Source organism: Mucilaginibacter sp. A5337, from assembly GCF_059690695.1.
Genome location: NZ_JCAWEC010000005.1, coordinates 182895 through 201697, shown reverse-complemented (window position 1 = coordinate 201697; position 18803 = coordinate 182895). Strand labels below are relative to the sequence as shown.

Genomic DNA, 18803 nt, shown 5'->3' with positions numbered 1-18803 from the left:
CTGATCTCTATTTCCCATTCCTTTCAAATTTTACTACGTGGTTACTGACGGGCTTTATTGTTTTTAAATAAGCGTAAATTGCTTCCAGGTCAGACACTTTCATACGGCCATATTTCCACCAGGGCATAATGGTTTGGAAATCGCCCGGTTTTACCGGTGTTGGCTGCATTTTTCCATTAGCGTATTGAGTAAAGCTGTTTACAAATTGCTCCTTTGTCCAGCTACCAATGCCTGTTTCCTTATCGGGCGTGATGTTAGCCGAAAATACTTTGCTTCCGCCGGGTACAATATACCCCTGTCCACCTGCAAAAGCCATGGCCTCATTCAATTTACCTTTATCTGATTCGGTGTGACACTCTTTGCAGGCCGCTGCATTTAATAAATAAGCGCCGTATTTTATCGTATCTGCCGGATTAGGAGCATTACCCAATACTGCTTTTTGAGGCATGGTATGAACTATAATGTTCAGCGGAAAATCAAGCTGATGACCAGGATAGTTTTTGCCACTGGGTTTTAAAGTACGCAGATAGGCGATAATGGAGTAAAGGTCTTCCCTATCCATTTTTGCGTAGTAAGGCCATGGCATTATTGGGAATATGGCCGAGCCATCTTTTTTAACACCAGTTGTCATCGCCCTGAAGATTTCACCATCAGTCCAGGTACTTAAATTTAAAGGGGTAATATTGGGCGAATAAACGGTACCGGGAAAACCTGCCGAAGCATCAAACTTTTCGCCTCCGGCGCCTAATACCGTCGAATCGGAAGGACCAGCAAATTTATCCCAGCTCCGTGCCGAGTGGCAATCCAAACATACGGTAACATTATTGGCCAGGTATTTACCCCGGGCTATACGCTGCGGTGTAGCATCTACTTTAATAGCTTCAGGTTTGCCAACATTGGGGAGCGCCAGCGTGATGTACGATATACCGGCAATGGCAATCAGAACAAGCGCTATAACTGCATAGGCTGTCCATTTTAAAAACTTTTTCATTCAAATTTTTAATTAGTGATAAGTTGTAAAATCAAAAAGGCCGCGAATTAGTTATATCCCCGGCCTCTTCGTTAATTTTTATAAGGTCGATCAGTCAACTTTTTTGATAGATGAAGCACCCGATTTGTCGTTATTAACGGTAGATGGAGAACCTTTATATTGAATTTCGGATGCGCCGCTGGTGTGTACGTTCAAAGTTTTAAGTACGTTGATCTTGCAATGGGCTATGCCTGATGTTTCAATTTCATAATCGCCTACAACAAAATCAAAGGCATCTATTTTACCGGCACCGCTCAGGTCAATTTTGTGCGATGCAGCCTGACCTGTAAGATGGACTTCTGTGGCGCCACTGCCATCGGTTGATACATTGGCGGCATTAAGGTCAAGATTAATTTTAGTGGCGCCGGATAAATCAAGAGAAAAATCTTTTGCATTAATTTTACCGTCCGAATTAACTTCAACTGCTCCGGCTGCTTTTATTTCATCGAGGTTTTTTACGCCGATATTGATCACCATCTCCCCCGGATCGCAGAAATTCTTTTTTGATTTGATGTGCAATACCCCGCCTTCAACCGAAGTTGAAATATATTTGATCAGGTTATCATCGGCTTTGATATCAATTGTTAGTGAGCTATCCTGCTTCAGGTGAACTTTAAATGCGCCTGAGATCTCAACTTTTTTAAAATCTTCGGCTTTACGCTTCTCTGTTGTTTGATTGCCTGAGCCATGCACACATCTGTAATTACAAGATGACAATATGCCTGTAGTTATTAATAATGCGCCTGCTATAGTGATGGTAGAAAGGTATTTTTTCATAGTTTGGTTGTTATGACGCCGAACGGCGGTTTAGTGTTACATCAAAATTAAAAAAAGCTACCACATTTTAGGTGATAGCTTTTGAATATATGATAGACTTTTGCAAAAGTGAGTTATTAAAGGCCTGCAAACTCGTTCTCAACTGTGTACTTAGCAGGTGCGTTGGTTACTTTATCGGTAAAGCTTACTGCGGCAAAAGCGTTGTTGTTTACAAATGATTCGCGGGTGTGGTTCAGGGTGTAAACATCGGCAGTACCTGTAAACTCCGCTTTAGCTTTGTCGTTAACGTTTACTGTTGCAGCATAAGCTTCGACGTTTAATTTAGCAGATGCGTTGTCATAAAGGTTAACGTTAAGCTCAAGGGCTGCAAGCTTTCCGAATGATTTAACCTCTGCATTGTCATACGCATTGATGGCTTTAAGATCATTTGCAGTTACCCAAACTACCAGTTTTTCGTTTTTGTATGAGGTGATACGTAAGGTGCCGTTGTTGTTTTGTACCAATGCACTTTCTGAATAATACTTGTTATAAACTTTAACATTGTCATTCTCTCCCGCTGATACATATACCTCAACATTACCGCGAACTTCGATCTTGTTGATCTTGCTTACGTTGTTTAAAACTACGGCTGCGCCGTTATCTATTTTGGTTGCTGCATTAGCTGCAGTTGATACTCCAAGTGCTAAAACTAAAGAGGTTGCGATTGTTAATATTGTAGTTTTCATGATGATTAATATTTTGATTGTCAATTATTTGTGTTGTTATTTCATTTAATACACAGATAAGACGCCCTCATTTTTAAAACGTTACAGCAGTTTCGGGCAAATTAGATGTACAGCAGGTTTTAGTCGGCGAACGGCGGAATTATATCGGTAAACAGCGGAAGAATTTTTGATTCTAAATGTGCAGATTTCAGATGTGCAGACGGAAGCTGGGATTACGGATGTGGAGATTTCAAATGTGCAGATGTGATTTGTCGATAAAAAACAAAAAGCGTTATTGTTCAATAACGCTTTCGATGATAGAGATTAATCTCCAGATAGGATTATATAACCACGAAAAGAATCACCCTTTGCTTACGTCTTTTAAATATTGATTCAATTTTTCGATATTCTGCTTTAATCCTTCATCTGCTTTAAATGTTTTCACTACCTGTACAAACTGCTCATGCGATTCAAAAAGCATATGCCAGCTCAGAAAGGTTTGCTCGCCTTTTGCTTCAAATTCAATAGTTGCAACAAACTTAGGGCTGCTCACATGTTCATACACTATTTTCTTGAGTGGAACAACCTCTTTAAACACACTCTTATTTTTATAATCAGTGCCGTCGGGGCCGTGCATTGTTAAATCCCACTCCCCTCCGGGTTCAAGTTCCATTTTGCTGATGGTATTGGTGAAACCGTTAGGCCCCCACCATTGGGCAATATGTTCGGGCTGGGTCCATACTTCCCATACCAAGTCCACAGGGGCATCTAAAGTTCGTGTTAAGCGTAGTTCGCGATCGGCAGTGTTACTTTGATTGTTTTCCATTTCTCTCATTTTTAAGTTGTGCTACATATTTCTCAAGACTATCCAATTTACTTTCCCAATGCTGACGATATTGGTCAACCCAGGCAGATATTTCGCCGAGTTGATCAAGCCTGGCTTCGCAGATCCGATCACGCCCCTGTTGTTTAACATTAATCAAACCACAGTCGGCCAGGATCTGGATATGCAGTGAAATGGCCTGGCGTGTAACATCAAAATTTGCGGCTATAGTATTTACATTATATGGCTGAGAGGCAATCATATTAATGATGGCTCTTCGGGTCGGGTCGGCTATGGCCTGGTAAACGTCTCGTCTGGCTTTCATAATTGCGCAAGCATTTGCTTGCAAATATAAATGCAAGTATTTACTTGCGCAAGTATTTCTCAGAAAAAAATTTAACCAACAAAAAACGCCGCCACCCTATTAAGGGCAACGACGCTCCAGAAAACAATTGAGGTCAGTTCAATTTACCACGGAAGTTCTTCACCAAGGTGGATGAACCTGCCGTTAGGCCCATCTTCGCCTATCAGGGCAAGCTCCACACTGGTTTTGGCACCGTCAGGCACAGTCATTGGTGCGTGTTCAACACTGCCCAGTTCTGTTTGCACCCAGCCCGGATGTGCAGAGTTTACTTTGATATTGGTGCCTTTTAATTCATCGGCCAATAATACTGTGAATACGTTCAAGGCTGTTTTTGAAGCAGCGTACGACAAACGTTTAAAATCAGCTATCGGACTTCCTTCGGTGGCGTGCAATGTCAGTGAACCTAAAATGCTCGACAGGTTAACAATACGACCGGCTTCGCTCTTTTTAAGTAATGGCAACAACTCATTAGTTAAGTATACAATGCTGAACAGGTTGGTGTTAAAGATGTATTCAAACTCATCCGCAGTTGTAGCAGCTGTCTTTTTAACAAAAAGATCATCTTCTTTCGGACCGACGCCTGCGTTGTTTACCAGGATATCCAGTTTACCGAATTTATCCTGGATATAAGCAGCAACCGCTGTTCTTTCATCTGCATTAGTAACATCCAGCTGAACGCCGTATGCTTCAATACCTTGAGCTGTTAGTTGCGCGGCAGTTTCTTCAGCAGCGTTTAGTTTGCGGGCAGCTACTATTACAGCCACGCCTTTTTCGCCTAATTGTTTAGCGGTTTCAAATCCTATTCCGCGGTTTGCGCCTGTTATTAAGGCTATTTTTTTAGTTGACATGATATTTTCTATTTATTAAGTTGAGTGAATTTTGATTAATTAGTTTGCAGCAACATGGTCATGATCGGTACTGGTTGATACTTCAATCCATTGATCAATTTCCTTGCTTGTTTTTTCGGCATTGGCTTTATACATGCCTACAGCATCTTTACCAATAGGCAGGTGTAACGGAGGGTTTTCATTATGGACGATATCAACTACCACCTGGGCCAGTTTCTTTGGATCGCCAGGCTGGTTACCATGTAACTGGTCTGCACCCACCCTCATTGGGCCAACAGTAGTTTCATAATCGGCAATGATGTTTTTTGAAGCGCTGTATGATTCAGCACTCAGAAATTCGGTACTAAATAAGCCCGGCTCCACTACAGTTACTCTAATATTAAGTGGTGCAAGTTCAACTGCAAGCCCTTTTGAAATACCCTCCACCGCAAACTTGGTAGAGCCATATAAAGCCCAGCCAGGAATGGCATCAAAACCAAATAATGAAGAAACATTGATGATATGACCTGACCTTTGAGCACGCAGATGGGGCAATGCCGCACGTAACACATTCAGCAAGCCAAATACATTGGTATCATACTGCGCTTTTACTTCGGCATCGGTTGCTTCTTCAATGGCGGTTACAATGCCATAACCGGCGTTGTTAATCACTATGTCTATTTTACCAAAGCGTAACAAACCTTCGGCTATAGCAGCTTTAACCTGTGCTTCGTTGGTTACATCCATAGTTACCACCAGCAGGTTAGGATTGTTATTTAATGAAGCGGCAAGCTGATCTGCTTTGCTGCGTACAGTGGCAATTACTTTATCACCTGCGGCCAATGCTGCTTTAGCTATCTCTAAACCGAAGCCTTTTGAAGCGCCGGTTACCAATATTACTTTTTGAGTTTTCATGATGTTGTTTGTTTTATAGTGTTTATTTTTTTAGACTTTTTAGTCTTTTTTTATTGTTAAAAAAATCCGTTTCCGGTTATTACGCTTTCTTTTATTACGACCAATTAAAAAAGACTAAAAAGTCTATTTTTAATTTAAAAAAATTATTTCAGTTCATATTCTTTTAATTCGCTTTTAAGCATGCGTACAAGGCTGTTCATATATTTGCTGCTCCCTGTAACTCTCGACACCAGCATACCTCCTTCAAGCAGTGTAAACATCTTTAGTGCATAATCTGCAGCATTTATTTCAGGCGATATTTCACCATCTGCAACGCCCTTATTGATAATCTTAACAAAGTCCTCCTGCCCTGTCTCGATCATTGTTTTAAGTCTTTGCTTAAGGGCCGGATTATTATCATCGGCCTCGACACCAAAATTAAGTATGGGGCAGCCACCATCTATATATGAGTCGATAGGGTCTTTATAAATATCAATAAAAGCGAGGATCTTTTTTATGGCTGTTTTTTCTTTAGCCATAACGGTGGTCACTTTATCGTCTAATTTATCAAGCAGGTAGTTAACCATTACGCTGGCTATCTCCTCCTTGCTTTCAAAATGGCCATAAAGCCCGCCCTTAGCCATTTTTGTTGCCGCTAAAATATCATCAATGGTAGTACCGGCTATACCTTTTTCATTAAAGATCGGCGCTGCCGTCTTTATAATGAATTGCCTGGTTCTTTCTGCTTTGCCCATTGTTGTTTTTGTTTGACGAATCAAAAATAGACCAAAAAGTCGAAAATGAAAATTATACTTTACTTGATGACATTAGAATGAAAGAAGGATTGAAAATCATGATGTTAATATAAAACCATGTCATTGCGAGGAGCCAGCTGGGGTAGTGCCTTGGGGGCGACGCGGCAATCTCGTAGCTCATGCAAATCGGATATGCATTGGTTACGAGATTGCCGCGCTGCGCTCGCAATGACATGGTTTTATGCCCCCCTTTAATTCATCTCGCGCTCGTTTGCAACGAGTGCGCAACCTGGGTTTGCGTTTACAACGTAACTGACAACAAAAAAAGCCGCCCCTTTCGGGGCGGCTACACTATATATAATTGACTCAAAAAAATGGCTGTTATAAAGTTGCAAATTCATCAACCCTTGATTTGGTTTCTTTATTGAGGGTTTCTGTAGCGTGAGTGTAGGCCAATCCGTTGCTGTTTACGTTTGAAGTTGCATTTCTTGTTAGGCTATACTCATTGGTGTTGCCTTTAAGTTCGGCTTTGGCGTTTCCGCTTAGGGTAATTGCGGCACTGTAAGTATCCAGGTTAAGTTCGGCAGATGCATTGTTGTTTAGTTTAACATCAAGATCGATGCCTGAAAGACTACCAAAGGATTTGATTTCAGCACTATCATAGGCATTGATAGCATTTAATTGGTTTACTGTTACCCACACTACCAATTTTTCGGCTTTGTATGATGATATACGTAATACACCTTTTTGTGATTGAACCAGTGCGTTTTCAGAATAGTAACGGTTGTAAACTTTTACCTGGTCGGCAGGGCCGCTTGATATGTAAAGTTCAACGTTGCCGTAAACTTCAATTTTGTTGATTTTGCTGATATCAGTTAAAACGACACCGGCATCATTTTTAGCAGTGTTTGCAGATGCAATGTTTGCGAAGCCAAGTACCATAAACAGTACGGTAGCGATGGCGGTTAATGTAGTTTTCATGGTATTAATATTTTGATTGTCAAGTGATTATTATTTTATTTCATTGAATACATACATATGACGATCTCAAATAAAAAACGTTACAGCGGTTTTGCCGCAATTAGCTGGAGTGCAGGTTTTTATCGGTAAGCCGGTGGTTTTTCCCGGTGAAATGGGGGAGAAAATTTAGAAGGGATGACGATAAAATAAACCTTTGTCATCCTGAACGATAGTGAAGGATCTTCTTCAATAACTAAAGCAGCTACAAAGGGCGAAGAAGATGCCTCGTTCCTCAGCATGACAAATGTCTCTTTAATTGTATGGGGGAACCAGTTGAAGCAACCTATCAACTCAGATAATAAGCCTCGCCATCGGTTTTGATCTTTCCTGCATCAAGGAGCAGGCGTACGGCTTCCATCTTTTCCTTTTCGGTACCAATGTTGATCCCGGTTATCAGTCCGCCGATATCGGGGTTTGAGCTATTGAGCAGTTGTACTATTTCTGTGGTGATGTTATCAAAAATCTCATCCTGATTTACCCGGCGCTTTTCTTCAATACAAACATCACAAATGCCGCATTTACGACCATCAGGCTCGTCGAAGTATGCCAACAACATCTGGCTCCGGCAGCGTTTATGAATGGCGTAGGCGAAAACAGCTTCCATTTTTTGGCGGTACACTTCTTTGCGTTGTTCAATATATTTTCTGTCGATAATGAGATGACTGCCCTGAACCCGCGGTTTTAGATAAGTAACCTGTGGCTTATCGGTCTGTTGCATATAGCTGATCAGGCCGTATTGCTGCAATTGCAACATGCCCTCAATAACCTGCTGAACGCTTAAGCCAGTACGCCTTGCAATATCAAATTCCTTTAAACGCACATAACTTTCAAATGCACCACCGTATGAGCGAAGCAAGGTTTTAATAAAAGGATCCCATCCGGCATTCTGGATCTGGAAGTTGTATAGCTGTTCGTTAACAACCTCAAATTGAAATCGGGATGGCAAAAACACACTCTCATTAAAAGCCAGGTACTCGTCGCGCTCCAGAAACTTAAGAGCATTAAGGGTTTTGATGGCGTCCAGCTTATAGCGGGCGCAAAATTCACCGAGGTCAAGATCAAAGCTAAGCCCCTCTCCTGCCTCATAAGCCAGCTGATAATAATTGGCCAGGTTATGATACACCTGCTTAATCTCATCAATAGATGGAAAATTAAGCTCATACATCTTTTCTTGTTTAAGCTTATCGGCAGGGTTATACAACAGCACGCCAAAGGCTTTATTACCATCGCGCCCGCCCCTGCCGGCTTCCTGGTAGTAAGCCTCCAGGCTCTCTGGGATATCCTTGTGGATCACAAACCTTACATCCGGCTTATCTATCCCCATACCAAAAGCATTGGTAGCCACAATAACCTGCACCCGGTTATTTTTCCAGGCTTCCTGCTTCTCCGCACGCTGATCAACCGAAAGGCCCGCATTGTAATAATCGGCCCTGATGCCATTATCGCTCAAAAACTTCGCTATCTCAAAAGTTTCCTTCCGGCTGCGTACATATACTATGCCGCTACCCTTAACGCCGCGGATAATACTCAGCATCTTTCGAAACTTATCTTCCTCATGCTGTACCACGTAGCTAATATTGCGCCGTTCGAAACTTTGCTGATAAACTACCGGATTTTTAAATTTGAGTTTCTCCTGAATGTCGGCCTTTACATCGGCAGTAGCTGTGGCGGTAAGGGCAAGTACGGGCACATTCGGGTGCAGTTCCCTCAAATCAGCAATATGCAAATACGGTGGCCTGAAATCATAGCCCCATTGCGAAATACAATGCGCCTCATCAATGGCGAAGAGATTCACTTTCATGTACTTCACCCGTTCGCGCACCAGCTCGCTCAGCAAACGTTCGGGCGAAAGGTACAGAAACTTCACCGAACCGTATATGCAATTATCAAGTGCCAGGTCTATCTCGCGGCGGCCCATGCCCGATACTATCGAAATGGCATTGATACCTTTAGCCTTCAGGTTTTCAACCTGGTCTTTCATCAAGGCTATCAATGGCGATACTACTATGCACACGCCGTCTTTGGCCAATGCCGGCACCTGAAAACAAACTGATTTACCGCCGCCGGTAGGTAAAAGCGCCAATGTATCGTTCCCCAATAAAACAGATTGGATGATCTCGGCCTGCATAGGCCTGAAGGTATCATGGTTCCAATACTGTTTTAATATTTCTTCGATAGTCATGGGCGTAATTTAGTCCGAAAGTCGGAGGTCCGCAAGTCCGCAAGTTTATTAAAAGTTTTCCGACTTCGGACTTACAGACTTCAGACTTTCAGACTTTTTCAAAACCCCATCAACCATTTATAAAACCCGGGCCAATCACCGTTCCATTGTTTTTCGTTGTGCGATGCGCCTTTGATCACTGTTACCGGCGCATTAACGGTATTTATTCCTTTAGCCTTTACAATATCGGCCATTTTTTGCATGTCGGCTACCATACTTTCGCTTTCAGCATCACCGCAAACAAAATAAAAACGGCTCTTTTTACCAATTGTAGCCTGCTGCGCCTGGTCATAAATTTGCGGTGCAATCCAGAAAGCAGGCGAAAAAACACCTGCATTTCCAAACACTTCAGGGTATTTTAGCGTGGCATACATAGAGATCAGTCCGCCCATGGAGCTGCCTGCAATGGTTGTATGCGCGGCATCACTTTGGGTGCGGTAATGTGCGTCAATATATGGCTTAAGGTCGTTAATCAAAAATTGCACATAATCATCCCCCCTGCCTTCGCCATATTTTGAGTTATATGGATCGTATTCGGGTATGCGGTACTCGCCGCCATGATCAATACCTACTATGATGCTCGCCTGCTTGACAGGCACTTTATCCATGAGTTCATCAATGCCCCATTCGCCATAGCTGGAGGTATATTCATCAAAAAGGTTTTGTCCGTCATGCATGTAAATTACCGGGTATTTCTTTTTGTCCGACTCATATCCGGCCGGCAGATAGATCCAAACCCGGCGCTGCCTGCCTAATTGTGGCATCTCAAAGTTTTCGCTGATGACATGTACCCGGGCAGTAGCTGTGTGTTTCTTTTCAGGCTGTGCAAAACTGTCCTGCCAACCTGCAATATCAAGCTGAACAGCCGTATCACCTTTTATCACGACAGTTCTGTTTTCAATAGCCTTGCCTGCGGCATCGCATTCTACTGTGTTCCAGTCGCCGCGGGTTACTTTAAAATGGATAATTCCGGCAGGTAAGTCCTTGTTTAGGGTGTAGGTTCCTTTGTTATTTTTAACCAGTTCGGAGGCCTTATCGACGGGGTTCCAGCCGTTAAAATCCCCTGCCAGAAACAGGTGTTCAACAGGGCTTTTCGGGGCGGCTATTTTGCCGGTAAAAAAGGATATTTTCACCTGGCTAAAAAGCAAAAAATTTTGGCCAAAAAGTAAAAACGCGCAGAAAATTATTTTTTTCATCATCACAAAACGGTTAAAATCGGTAACGTTACCGGGAACGTTCCCGGAAATTGTTTGCATAAAAGTAAAATCAACTATTGTGTAAACTTGACACTTACTTATTTCACAAATATGGGTTTAAATCCAAATTTCGCATAAAAACAATAATTTTTCTCTACGATTTCGATAAATTTTAATATTTCTTTTAAGTTAAAAAAGCATTAATTAAACGCTTTAAAATTATCTTTTATATAAAATTTGCAATTGATATTTGTAAATGTAAATTAGTCGCATGCTGTTTCGGCCACAATAATAAACCAATTATAGCCGGCAAAATAAGCCTTTTTTTATTCATAAAAATCAATAAGTAAATGAGAAAAAATTACTCAAAAAAGTATGTTCTTCTTTGTGCTTTCCTGATGATGTCATTCATGGCATTTTCACAAACCGGGAGTATTAAAGGAAAGGTATCTGACGAAACTAACCTGCCCCTCCCCGGTGCTACGGTTACGATCGATGGTACTACTATTGGTTCAACTACCGACCCTAATGGTAACTACGCCATTAACAATGTAAAAGCCGGTACTTATACGCTAAGCGTAAAGTTTATCGGTTATATCACCATTAAAAAAGCAGTAACCGTTAACGGCGCAACAATTGAAAACTTCAGCCTTCTGCCCGAAAGCAAAAGCCTGAGCGAGGTTGTGGTTATTGGTTACGGTACACAACGTAAAAAAGATCTTTCAGGAGCTATTACCAATGTAACCGCTAAAGATTTTCAAAAAGGTGTTATTACTACCCCCGAGCAGTTAATTGCCGGTAAGGTGGCTGGTGTATCTGTCATATCAAACAGCGGTGCACCGGGTGCAGGTAGTACTATCCGTATCCGCGGTGGTGCTTCATTAAGTGCCAGTAACGATCCGCTTATTGTTATCGACGGCGTACCTATCAGCAATAGCAGCATCTCAGGTGCAGCCAACCCGCTAAGTTTGATAAACCCTAATGATATCGAATCGTTTTCGGTGTTAAAAGACGCTTCTGCAGCAGCCATTTATGGTAACAGGGCTTCAAACGGTGTTATTTTGATCACCACCAAAAAAGGTAAAAGCGGTAAACCGGTTATTGATTTCAGCTCACAGGTTTCGGCAAGCAAAATCCCTAAAGAGGCATCTGTGCTAACCGGCGACCAGATTCGCGATTATGTTAAAGCCAACGGTACTGCTGCCCAGATAGCGCAATTAGGTACCGCAAGCACCGACTGGCAAAAACAGATCTACCAAACAGGTATTACTACCGATAACAATATCAGCGTATCTGGTGCCGCAAAACACCTGCCCTACCGTGTATCCGCCGGTTACCTTGACCAGGACGGTGTTTTAAAAACCAGTTCAATGCAGCGTATAACAGGCGCAATTAATTTAAGCCCAAGCTTTTTTACAGATCACCTGAAAGTTAACTTAAATGCTAAAGGTGCCCAGGTAAAACAAAGGTTTGCCAATGAAGGTGCTATAGGTTCGGCAGTTAGCTTTGATCCTACAAAACCGGTTTACTCGGGCAACAGCCGCTTCGGTGGTTACTGGGAATGGCTTAATGACCCTACAAAACCAGGCGGCGGCTTAAAAGACCTCGCTACCTTAAACCCACTTGGTTTACTGGAGCAGCAGGATAACCGCAGTACGGTTTATCGCAGTATAGGCAACTTACAGTTAGATTATAAATTCCACTTTTTGCCAGAGTTACATGCCAATGTTAACTTAGGTTATGATGTATCAAAAGGTACAGGCCATGTTATCATCCCTGACAGTGCGGCTTCAAACTACAAAGGCTTCCTTGATGCAAAAGGTGTTACACACCGTGGTTTAAACAACCAATACAAACAAAAGCAATCAAATACCATATTTGAAGGCTATTTGAGCTATGCTAAAGATCTGAAAAGCATAGCCAGCCACATTGATGCGGTAGCAGGTTACTCCTACCAGGATTTTTCAATCACCAACTACAACTTCGGTAACTTTGCACATGACGGTACCGAACAGCCAGGAACCCAGCCGGTTTATCCTTTTGATAAACCAGAAAACAGGTTAATATCAGTTTACGGCCGTTTAAATTATGTATTTGAAGATAAATATATCTTAACCGGTACTGTACGCCGCGATGGTTCATCTAAATTTAACCCTAACCAAAGGTTCGGTACTTTCCCATCAGTTGCATTTGCATGGAAACTGAAAGAAGAATCGATGTTTAAAGGCTTAACAGCTTTATCTGACCTGAAACTGCGCGCAGGCTACGGTGTTACCGGCCAGCAGGATGGTATTGGTAATTATGATGTGGTTTCATTTTACAACTTAAGTACAAATACCGCCCAGTACCAGCTTGGCAATACTTTCTACAACCTGTACCGTCCGGGTGGTTACTACGCGCTCCGTACCTGGGAACAAACAGCTTCAACCAACTTAGCTGTTGATTTCGGTTTCCTTGATAACCGTATTACCGGTACCGTGGATTACTACCATCGTAAAACCTCAAAATTATTGAACAGGATCCCTCAGCCTGCAGGCACCAACTTCTCAAACTATATTGTGGCCAACATTGGTGATTTAACCAGCAATGGTATCGAGTTAAACCTGAGTGCAGACGTAATCAGGACCAGCGATATTACCTGGAATGTTAACCTTAATGCTACTTACAATACCAACAAGATCACCAAATTGACATTAGCTCCGGATCCAAGCTATCCGGGTGCTCCAACCGGCGGTATTTCGGGTGGTACCGGTAACACCATCCAGATCAATTCTGTTGGTTACCCGCGCAACTCCTTCTATGTTTATCAGCAGGTTTACGGCAGCGATGGCAAACCACTTGATGGCGTTTATGTTGATAGAAATAAAGATGGCATAGTTAACGAAAATGACCTGTACCGTTACAAAAGCTCCGACCCTAAAGGCTATTTCGGTTTAAGCTCAAACCTTAACTACAAAAAATGGTCGGCTGGTTTTGTTGCACGGGCAAGCGTTGGCAACTACGTTTATAATAACGTTTTCTCAGGCTCAGGCACCCAGCTTAGCATATTTAATGGTATAGGCATCCTAAACAACGCCTCAACCAACTTACTTGAAAGCGGTATGACAGGCTCTTTTGATAAAAGCAGGTTATCAGACTATTACGTACAAAACGCGTCATTTATCCGCATGGATAATGTTAACGTAGGCTATAACTTTGGTAAAGTGTTTCATAACACCGGCAACCTTAGATTAAGCGCTAACGTGCAAAACGTTTTTGTTATCACCAAGTATAAAGGCCTTGACCCAGAGGTTAACAGCGGTATCGATAATAACTTTTATCCTCGTCCGCGTACCTATGTATTAGGTCTTAATTTATCGCTATAACACTTTATTTACAGTAAAGAGAAATTAACATGAAAAGAAATTCAATAAAATATATAACTGTAGCAGCTTTAATTGCGGGCGGCCTTACGTCGTGCACTAAAAAGCTTGATCTGCTGCCAACCAATGATGTTACTTCGGCACAGGTTTACAGTACCCCCGAAGGATATAAGCAAGCTTTTGCTAAAGTTTACGCCGCGTACGCATTAACCGGCAACTCGGGGCCGGCTGGTAATGGCGACGTACAAGGTATTGACGAAGGTACGTCAGACTTTTTCCGTCTGTACTGGTGCGCTGAAGAATTACCAACTGATGAAGCTGTTGTTGGCTGGGGCGACGTTGGCTTACCCGATTTTCACAGCATGACCTGGTCGTCGAGCAATACTTTCCTTACCGGTTTATATTACAGGTGTATGTACCAGATCACATTGGCCAATGATTTCATCCGCCAGTCATCTGATGCTAACCTGAGCAGTAGAGGTATTAAAGGTGCTGATGCTGACAAAGTTCACCAGTATGTTGCCGAAGTCCGCTTTTTAAGGGCTTACCAATATTCTATTTTGATGGACTTGTTCGCTGCTCCTCCTTTTGTTACAGAGAACGATCCGTTGGGTGGCCCATTGCCGAAGCAAATAAGCCGTAAGGATTTATTTGCTTATGTAGAAAGCGAACTTAAAGCTATTGATGGGGGCCTTGCTGATGCCCGGGGCAATGAATATGGCCGCGCGGATAAAGCTGCCGCCTGGGCTTTGCTGGCGAGGATTTATCTTAATGCTGAGGTTTATACCGGTACTGCACATTACCAGGATGCTGTAACCTATTCAAAAAAGGTAATTGATGCAGGCTATACCCTGGTTTCTGATTATACCAAGTTAATGCGTGCTGATAATAACCTCAATAAAAATGAGTTTATTTTAACCATTAACTATGATGGCCTGCACACACAAAGCTATGGTGGCGCAACATTTATGACCCACGCTCCTGTTGGCGGCTCGATGCCTGCCGCTGATTATGGTATTGCTGGTGGATGGGCCGGTTTACGTACCACAAAAGCTTTTGTAAACCTGTTTCCGGGAGGCGCTTCAAGTGCTGATAAACGTGCGCAGTTTTATACCGATGGCCAAAACATCGATATCAACACCATTAGCACCTTTACCGATGGTTACGCTATCAGCAAATTTAAAGATGTTAAGATAGACGGCGGTGCTCCGCAAAGTTTAGATTATGCAGATATGGATTTACCTATCTTCCGCTTAGCCGAGCAGTACCTTATTTATGCCGAAGCTACAACACGCGGCGGTGGTGGCGATGCTGCACTTGCTTTAAGCTATGTTAACAAATTAAGGGCACGTGCTTACCAAAGCGCTACAACCGGCCAGTTAACCGCCCTGACAACCGACCTACTCCTTGATGAAAGAGGCCGCGAGTTGTATTGGGAAGGTTTCCGCCGTACGGACCTTATCCGTTATAAAAAGTTTGTTGAGGATACCTACTTATGGCCGTTTAAAGGCGGTTCAAAAGATGGTAAGGGTGTTGAAAGCTTCCGCACGGTATATCCATTACCATCGGCAGACGTTACCGCTAACCCTAACCTTAAACAAAACACAGGATATTAATAATATACCGGGAGATACCCTTAAAGTGTCTCCCGTAAACCATAAAACCTAAAAAAGGATATGAAAAAAATATTTACCACGCTCCTGGCATTTGGCGGCCTTGCACTGCTGATGCTGGCGTCATGTAAAAAGGATGAAGTAAAGGTTGTAGCAAACGTGGGCAAAGTAGGCACTTTATCATCATCAACAACAAGCCCCGAACTATCAAAACCCAATGCTGCTAATGATGCTATTACGTTTAACTGGGTTGCAACCCCGGTATCGGGTTATAATGCCCCTATTACATACACTATACAATTAGATGTAAAAGGCAATAATTTCAAAAACGCAAGAGAAGTAAGCACCGATAAACTTACCCAAACGCTTAAAGTAGGCGCACTTAACGATATGTTAACCGCGTTGAAGTTATCTTATGATACCCCATCGCAGGTTGATGTGCGCATTAAATCGTCGGCTGCTCCAAACCTGGCTGCCACCTATTCAAATATCATTACGTTAACTGTATTGCCATACCAGGGTACGGGCTATATTTATGTTCCCGGCGCTTACCAGGGATGGGCCCCTGCAACCGCCGACAGCCTTACTTCGCCAAACAATGATGGTGTGTATGATGGTTATATCGGTTTCCCTGCAGGCAAGCTTGAGTTTAAACTTACACCTAAAAAGAACTGGGATGTTTCATACGGCGATGCCGGCAGCGGTAAAATAAGTACTACCGGCGGAAATCTTTCGGTACCGGCCGCAGGATACTATGCGTTACATGCAGTTATTGACCAAAACGATAAAACCAAAGGCACATTTACTGCTACGCCTGTGTTTTGGAGTGTTATTGGTGATGCTACCCCGGGTGGCTGGAGCACTGATACCGACATGCTTTATGATGCTACCACCAAAACATGGAGCGTTACAGTTGCCTTAATTGGCGGCAAGGACATGAAGTTCAGATTTAATCACAGCTGGGATTTAAACCTGGGTGGTACGCCAGGCGCGCTTACTCCGGGTGGAGCTAATTATACCATAACAACCGGCGGAACATACAAAGTGGTATTAAATGCCAACGCCAACACCTTTACTATTACTAAGCTATAAGCACAAAAACTGCAGTTGATTGATTTATTTATATGGCCCCGCATGGTGAAAACCTGCGGGGCTTCTTTTTGACCGTTGATCTTTGATGATTACGCTGATTTCGTTGATTGGATTTTACCTGATTGACCGATTAAACAATCAACGAAATCATAAAAATCATTTCTCAATATGAACGGCCAATCAGCGGTCAAAAAAAGCGATGAGGTCATCCCCCATCGCTTTCCTTTTTAATATGATATTTTCTATGAACTATGATCCATTAACCATGAACCAAATTAAACTTACCTGTTCGCAATATCAACGTATTCTTTAGATGTAGCTCCAACGTAAATCTGGCGTGGACGGCCGATAGGCTCTTTGTTTTCCTTCATTTCTTTCCACTGGGCAATCCATCCCGGTAAACGACCAAGGGCGAACAGTACAGTGAACATATCTGTTGGGAAGCCTAACGCGCGGTAAATGATACCAGAGTAAAAATCAACGTTAGGGTAAAGTTTACGCTCAACAAAGTATGGGTCTTTCAGAGCAACCTCTTCCAGTTTTTTGGCTATTTCTAACACCTCATCATTGATACCCAGTTTCTCTAAAATATCGTCACACGCTTTTTTAATGATCTTAGCACGCGGATCAAAGTTTTTATAAACGCGGTGACCAAAACCCATCAGGCGGAAAGGATCATTTTTGTCTTTAGCTTTAGCAATCCATTTATCGGTATCGCCACCGTCCTCCTTAATCTTCTCCAGCATTTCAATCACGGCCTGGTTAGCACCACCATGCAGCGGACCCCACAATGCCGAAATACCGGCAGATACCGACGCATAAATATTTGAATCAGATGAACCTACGATACGTACAGTAGAAGCTGAACAGTTTTGCTCGTGATCGGCATGTAAGATCAATAGCTTGTTCATAGCATCAATCACAACCGGGTCGATAGTTACTTCTTCAGTACGCTGACCAAAGGTCATGTAAAGGAAATTGGTAACGTAATCGTATTTATTCTGCGGATAAATAACCGGGTGACCCAATGACTTTTTATAGATCCATGAAACCACAGTAGCCATTTTGGCAAGCATCTTTATAATGCTCTGGTTAAGCTCCTCGGTAGTTTGCGACGGTTTTAATGATTCGGGATAAAAAGCTGATAATGCAGATACCAGTGATGACAGTTGCCCCATCGGGTGCGATTTTGACGGGAAGCCATCAAAAAACTTTTTCATATCCTCATGCACGAGGGTATGACGGCTTAATTCATACTGAAAAGCTTTCAGTTGGTCGGCTGTTGGCAGTTCGCCATAAATCAGCAAATAAGCAACTTCAATAAATGATGATTTTTCGGCCAATTGCTCAATTGGGTAACCACGATATTTGAGTATTCCCTGCTCTCCATCTAAAAAAGTAATGGCGCTTTTGGTAGCGCCTGTATTTTTATACCCGATATCAAGTGTTACATACCCGGTTTGATCGCGAAGCTTAGAAATATCGATTGCCTTTTCACCTTCAGTGCCCTCAATTACCGGGAGTTCGAATGTTTTATCACCAAGTTTTAGTTGTGCTGTTTCCGCCATAGAAAATTTGTATCTGCAACAAATGTAAATAAATCTGCGTATTAATAACCGCTAATATAATTTACTGTTTGTAAAAATTTCGGGCAAATTTATTATTTTAACACCTGTATTTTTGTTTATAAAGGTTAATAATTGATTAAAAAATTACTCCCAAACATGTCGTTAAAAGGTAACTCATTGGTAATGATCCAAAACGAAGCTACCGTTTACCGGCTCTTACTTATAGGTTTATTTATTGCAAGCCCATCTTTACATTATCTTTGTTCCAATAATTCTTATGATCCTTTTTGGCTAAGGGCTATAAACTGTGTTTTTTGTGTCCTTTCTTTATTTTTTTCTTTCATAAACAACAAGGCATTTTATAAAGCAGGGATTTTTGCAACCATATTATCATTCCTTGTAATAAACAACTGCATTTTACTTGGCAAAAACGGGTTCGAACACGTTTACCTGTTTAGCGCAATAACAATTTTTATTGCCTTAACCCTTTTTTGCAAAAAACGTATAGAGTTTATCATTATCAGCCAGGCTAATCTGGCGGCTATTTTAGCTGCGTA

The 18803-nt window shown here is 42.2% G+C and carries 16 protein-coding genes; 3 read left to right on the top strand and 13 right to left on the bottom strand.

Going from position 1 to position 18803, the window contains the following annotated elements; translation table 11 throughout:
* Positions 1–7: 7 nt before the first annotated feature.
* The 12 genes from AC59JO_RS18130 to AC59JO_RS18075 form a co-directional block, all read right to left on the bottom strand.
* A complete protein-coding gene (locus AC59JO_RS18130; protein ID WP_497306966.1) occupies positions 8–991 on the bottom strand; it encodes a c-type cytochrome in 984 nt (327 codons plus the stop codon).
* 90 nt (positions 992–1081) lie between these two features.
* Positions 1082–1807 (bottom strand): head GIN domain-containing protein, encoded by a 726-nt coding sequence (locus AC59JO_RS18125; protein ID WP_413667308.1) that lies wholly within the window; start codon positions 1805–1807, stop codon positions 1082–1084.
* A 116-nt stretch (positions 1808–1923) separates the two neighbouring features.
* The gene (locus AC59JO_RS18120) at positions 1924–2532 is read right to left on the bottom strand and encodes a GIN domain-containing protein (RefSeq protein ID WP_497306964.1); all 609 of its coding nucleotides are present in this window, start codon (positions 2530–2532) and stop codon (positions 1924–1926) included.
* A gap of 340 nt (positions 2533–2872) precedes the next feature.
* The gene (locus AC59JO_RS18115; protein WP_091211414.1) at positions 2873–3337 is read right to left on the bottom strand and encodes an SRPBCC family protein; all 465 of its coding nucleotides are present in this window, start codon (positions 3335–3337) and stop codon (positions 2873–2875) included.
* The gene (locus tag AC59JO_RS18110) at positions 3318–3659 is read right to left on the bottom strand and encodes an ArsR/SmtB family transcription factor (RefSeq protein WP_413667306.1); all 342 of its coding nucleotides are present in this window, start codon (positions 3657–3659) and stop codon (positions 3318–3320) included. Before AC59JO_RS18110 ends, AC59JO_RS18115 begins: the two co-directional genes overlap by 20 nt.
* 143 nt (positions 3660–3802) lie before the next feature.
* The gene (locus tag AC59JO_RS18105; protein WP_413667305.1) at positions 3803–4546 is read right to left on the bottom strand and encodes an SDR family oxidoreductase; all 744 of its coding nucleotides are present in this window, start codon (positions 4544–4546) and stop codon (positions 3803–3805) included.
* Between the two features lie 39 nt (positions 4547–4585).
* Entirely contained in the window at positions 4586–5440 is an 855-nt protein-coding gene (locus tag AC59JO_RS18100) for an oxidoreductase (protein ID WP_413667304.1), read from the bottom strand.
* Between the two features lie 143 nt (positions 5441–5583).
* On the bottom strand, positions 5584–6174 hold the full coding sequence (locus tag AC59JO_RS18095; RefSeq protein ID WP_497306961.1) for a TetR/AcrR family transcriptional regulator: 591 nt from the start codon (positions 6172–6174) through the stop codon (positions 5584–5586).
* Positions 6175–6555: 381 nt separating this feature from the next.
* Positions 6556–7155: a GIN domain-containing protein gene (locus AC59JO_RS18090; RefSeq protein WP_497306959.1), complete on the bottom strand. Its 600-nt coding sequence runs from the start codon at positions 7153–7155 to the stop codon at positions 6556–6558.
* Positions 7156–7274: 119 nt separating this feature from the next.
* Positions 7275–7433: a hypothetical protein gene (locus AC59JO_RS18085; RefSeq protein ID WP_497306957.1), complete on the bottom strand. Its 159-nt coding sequence runs from the start codon at positions 7431–7433 to the stop codon at positions 7275–7277.
* 47 nt (positions 7434–7480) lie between these two features.
* Positions 7481–9376, bottom strand: a complete 1896-nt coding sequence (locus AC59JO_RS18080) for a RecQ family ATP-dependent DNA helicase (protein ID WP_497306955.1) — start codon at positions 9374–9376, stop codon at positions 7481–7483.
* Between the two features lie 98 nt (positions 9377–9474).
* Positions 9475–10671 carry an alpha/beta hydrolase gene (locus AC59JO_RS18075; protein WP_497306953.1) on the bottom strand — a complete coding sequence of 399 codons (1197 nt, stop codon included), beginning with the start codon at positions 10669–10671 and terminating at the stop codon, positions 9475–9477.
* Positions 10672–10961: 290 nt separating this feature from the next.
* On the opposite strand from AC59JO_RS18075, the gene AC59JO_RS18070 reads away from it, so the two are divergent.
* The 3 genes from AC59JO_RS18070 to AC59JO_RS18060 are packed head-to-tail and all read left to right on the top strand — an operon-like array spanning position 10962 to position 16678.
* Positions 10962–13976, top strand: a complete 3015-nt coding sequence (locus AC59JO_RS18070; RefSeq protein WP_413667298.1) for a SusC/RagA family TonB-linked outer membrane protein — start codon at positions 10962–10964, stop codon at positions 13974–13976.
* A gap of 29 nt (positions 13977–14005) precedes the next feature.
* Positions 14006–15589: a RagB/SusD family nutrient uptake outer membrane protein gene (locus AC59JO_RS18065; RefSeq protein WP_497306950.1), complete on the top strand. Its 1584-nt coding sequence runs from the start codon at positions 14006–14008 to the stop codon at positions 15587–15589.
* 60 nt (positions 15590–15649) lie between these two features.
* Positions 15650–16678 carry a SusE domain-containing protein gene (locus AC59JO_RS18060; RefSeq protein ID WP_497306948.1) on the top strand — a complete coding sequence of 343 codons (1029 nt, stop codon included), beginning with the start codon at positions 15650–15652 and terminating at the stop codon, positions 16676–16678.
* A gap of 281 nt (positions 16679–16959) precedes the next feature.
* On the opposite strand, the gene AC59JO_RS18055 is transcribed toward AC59JO_RS18060, so the two are convergent.
* Positions 16960–18246, bottom strand: coding sequence for a citrate synthase (locus AC59JO_RS18055; RefSeq protein ID WP_413667295.1), 1287 nt, complete (start codon positions 18244–18246; stop codon positions 16960–16962).
* Positions 18247–18803: the final 557 nt, after the last annotated feature.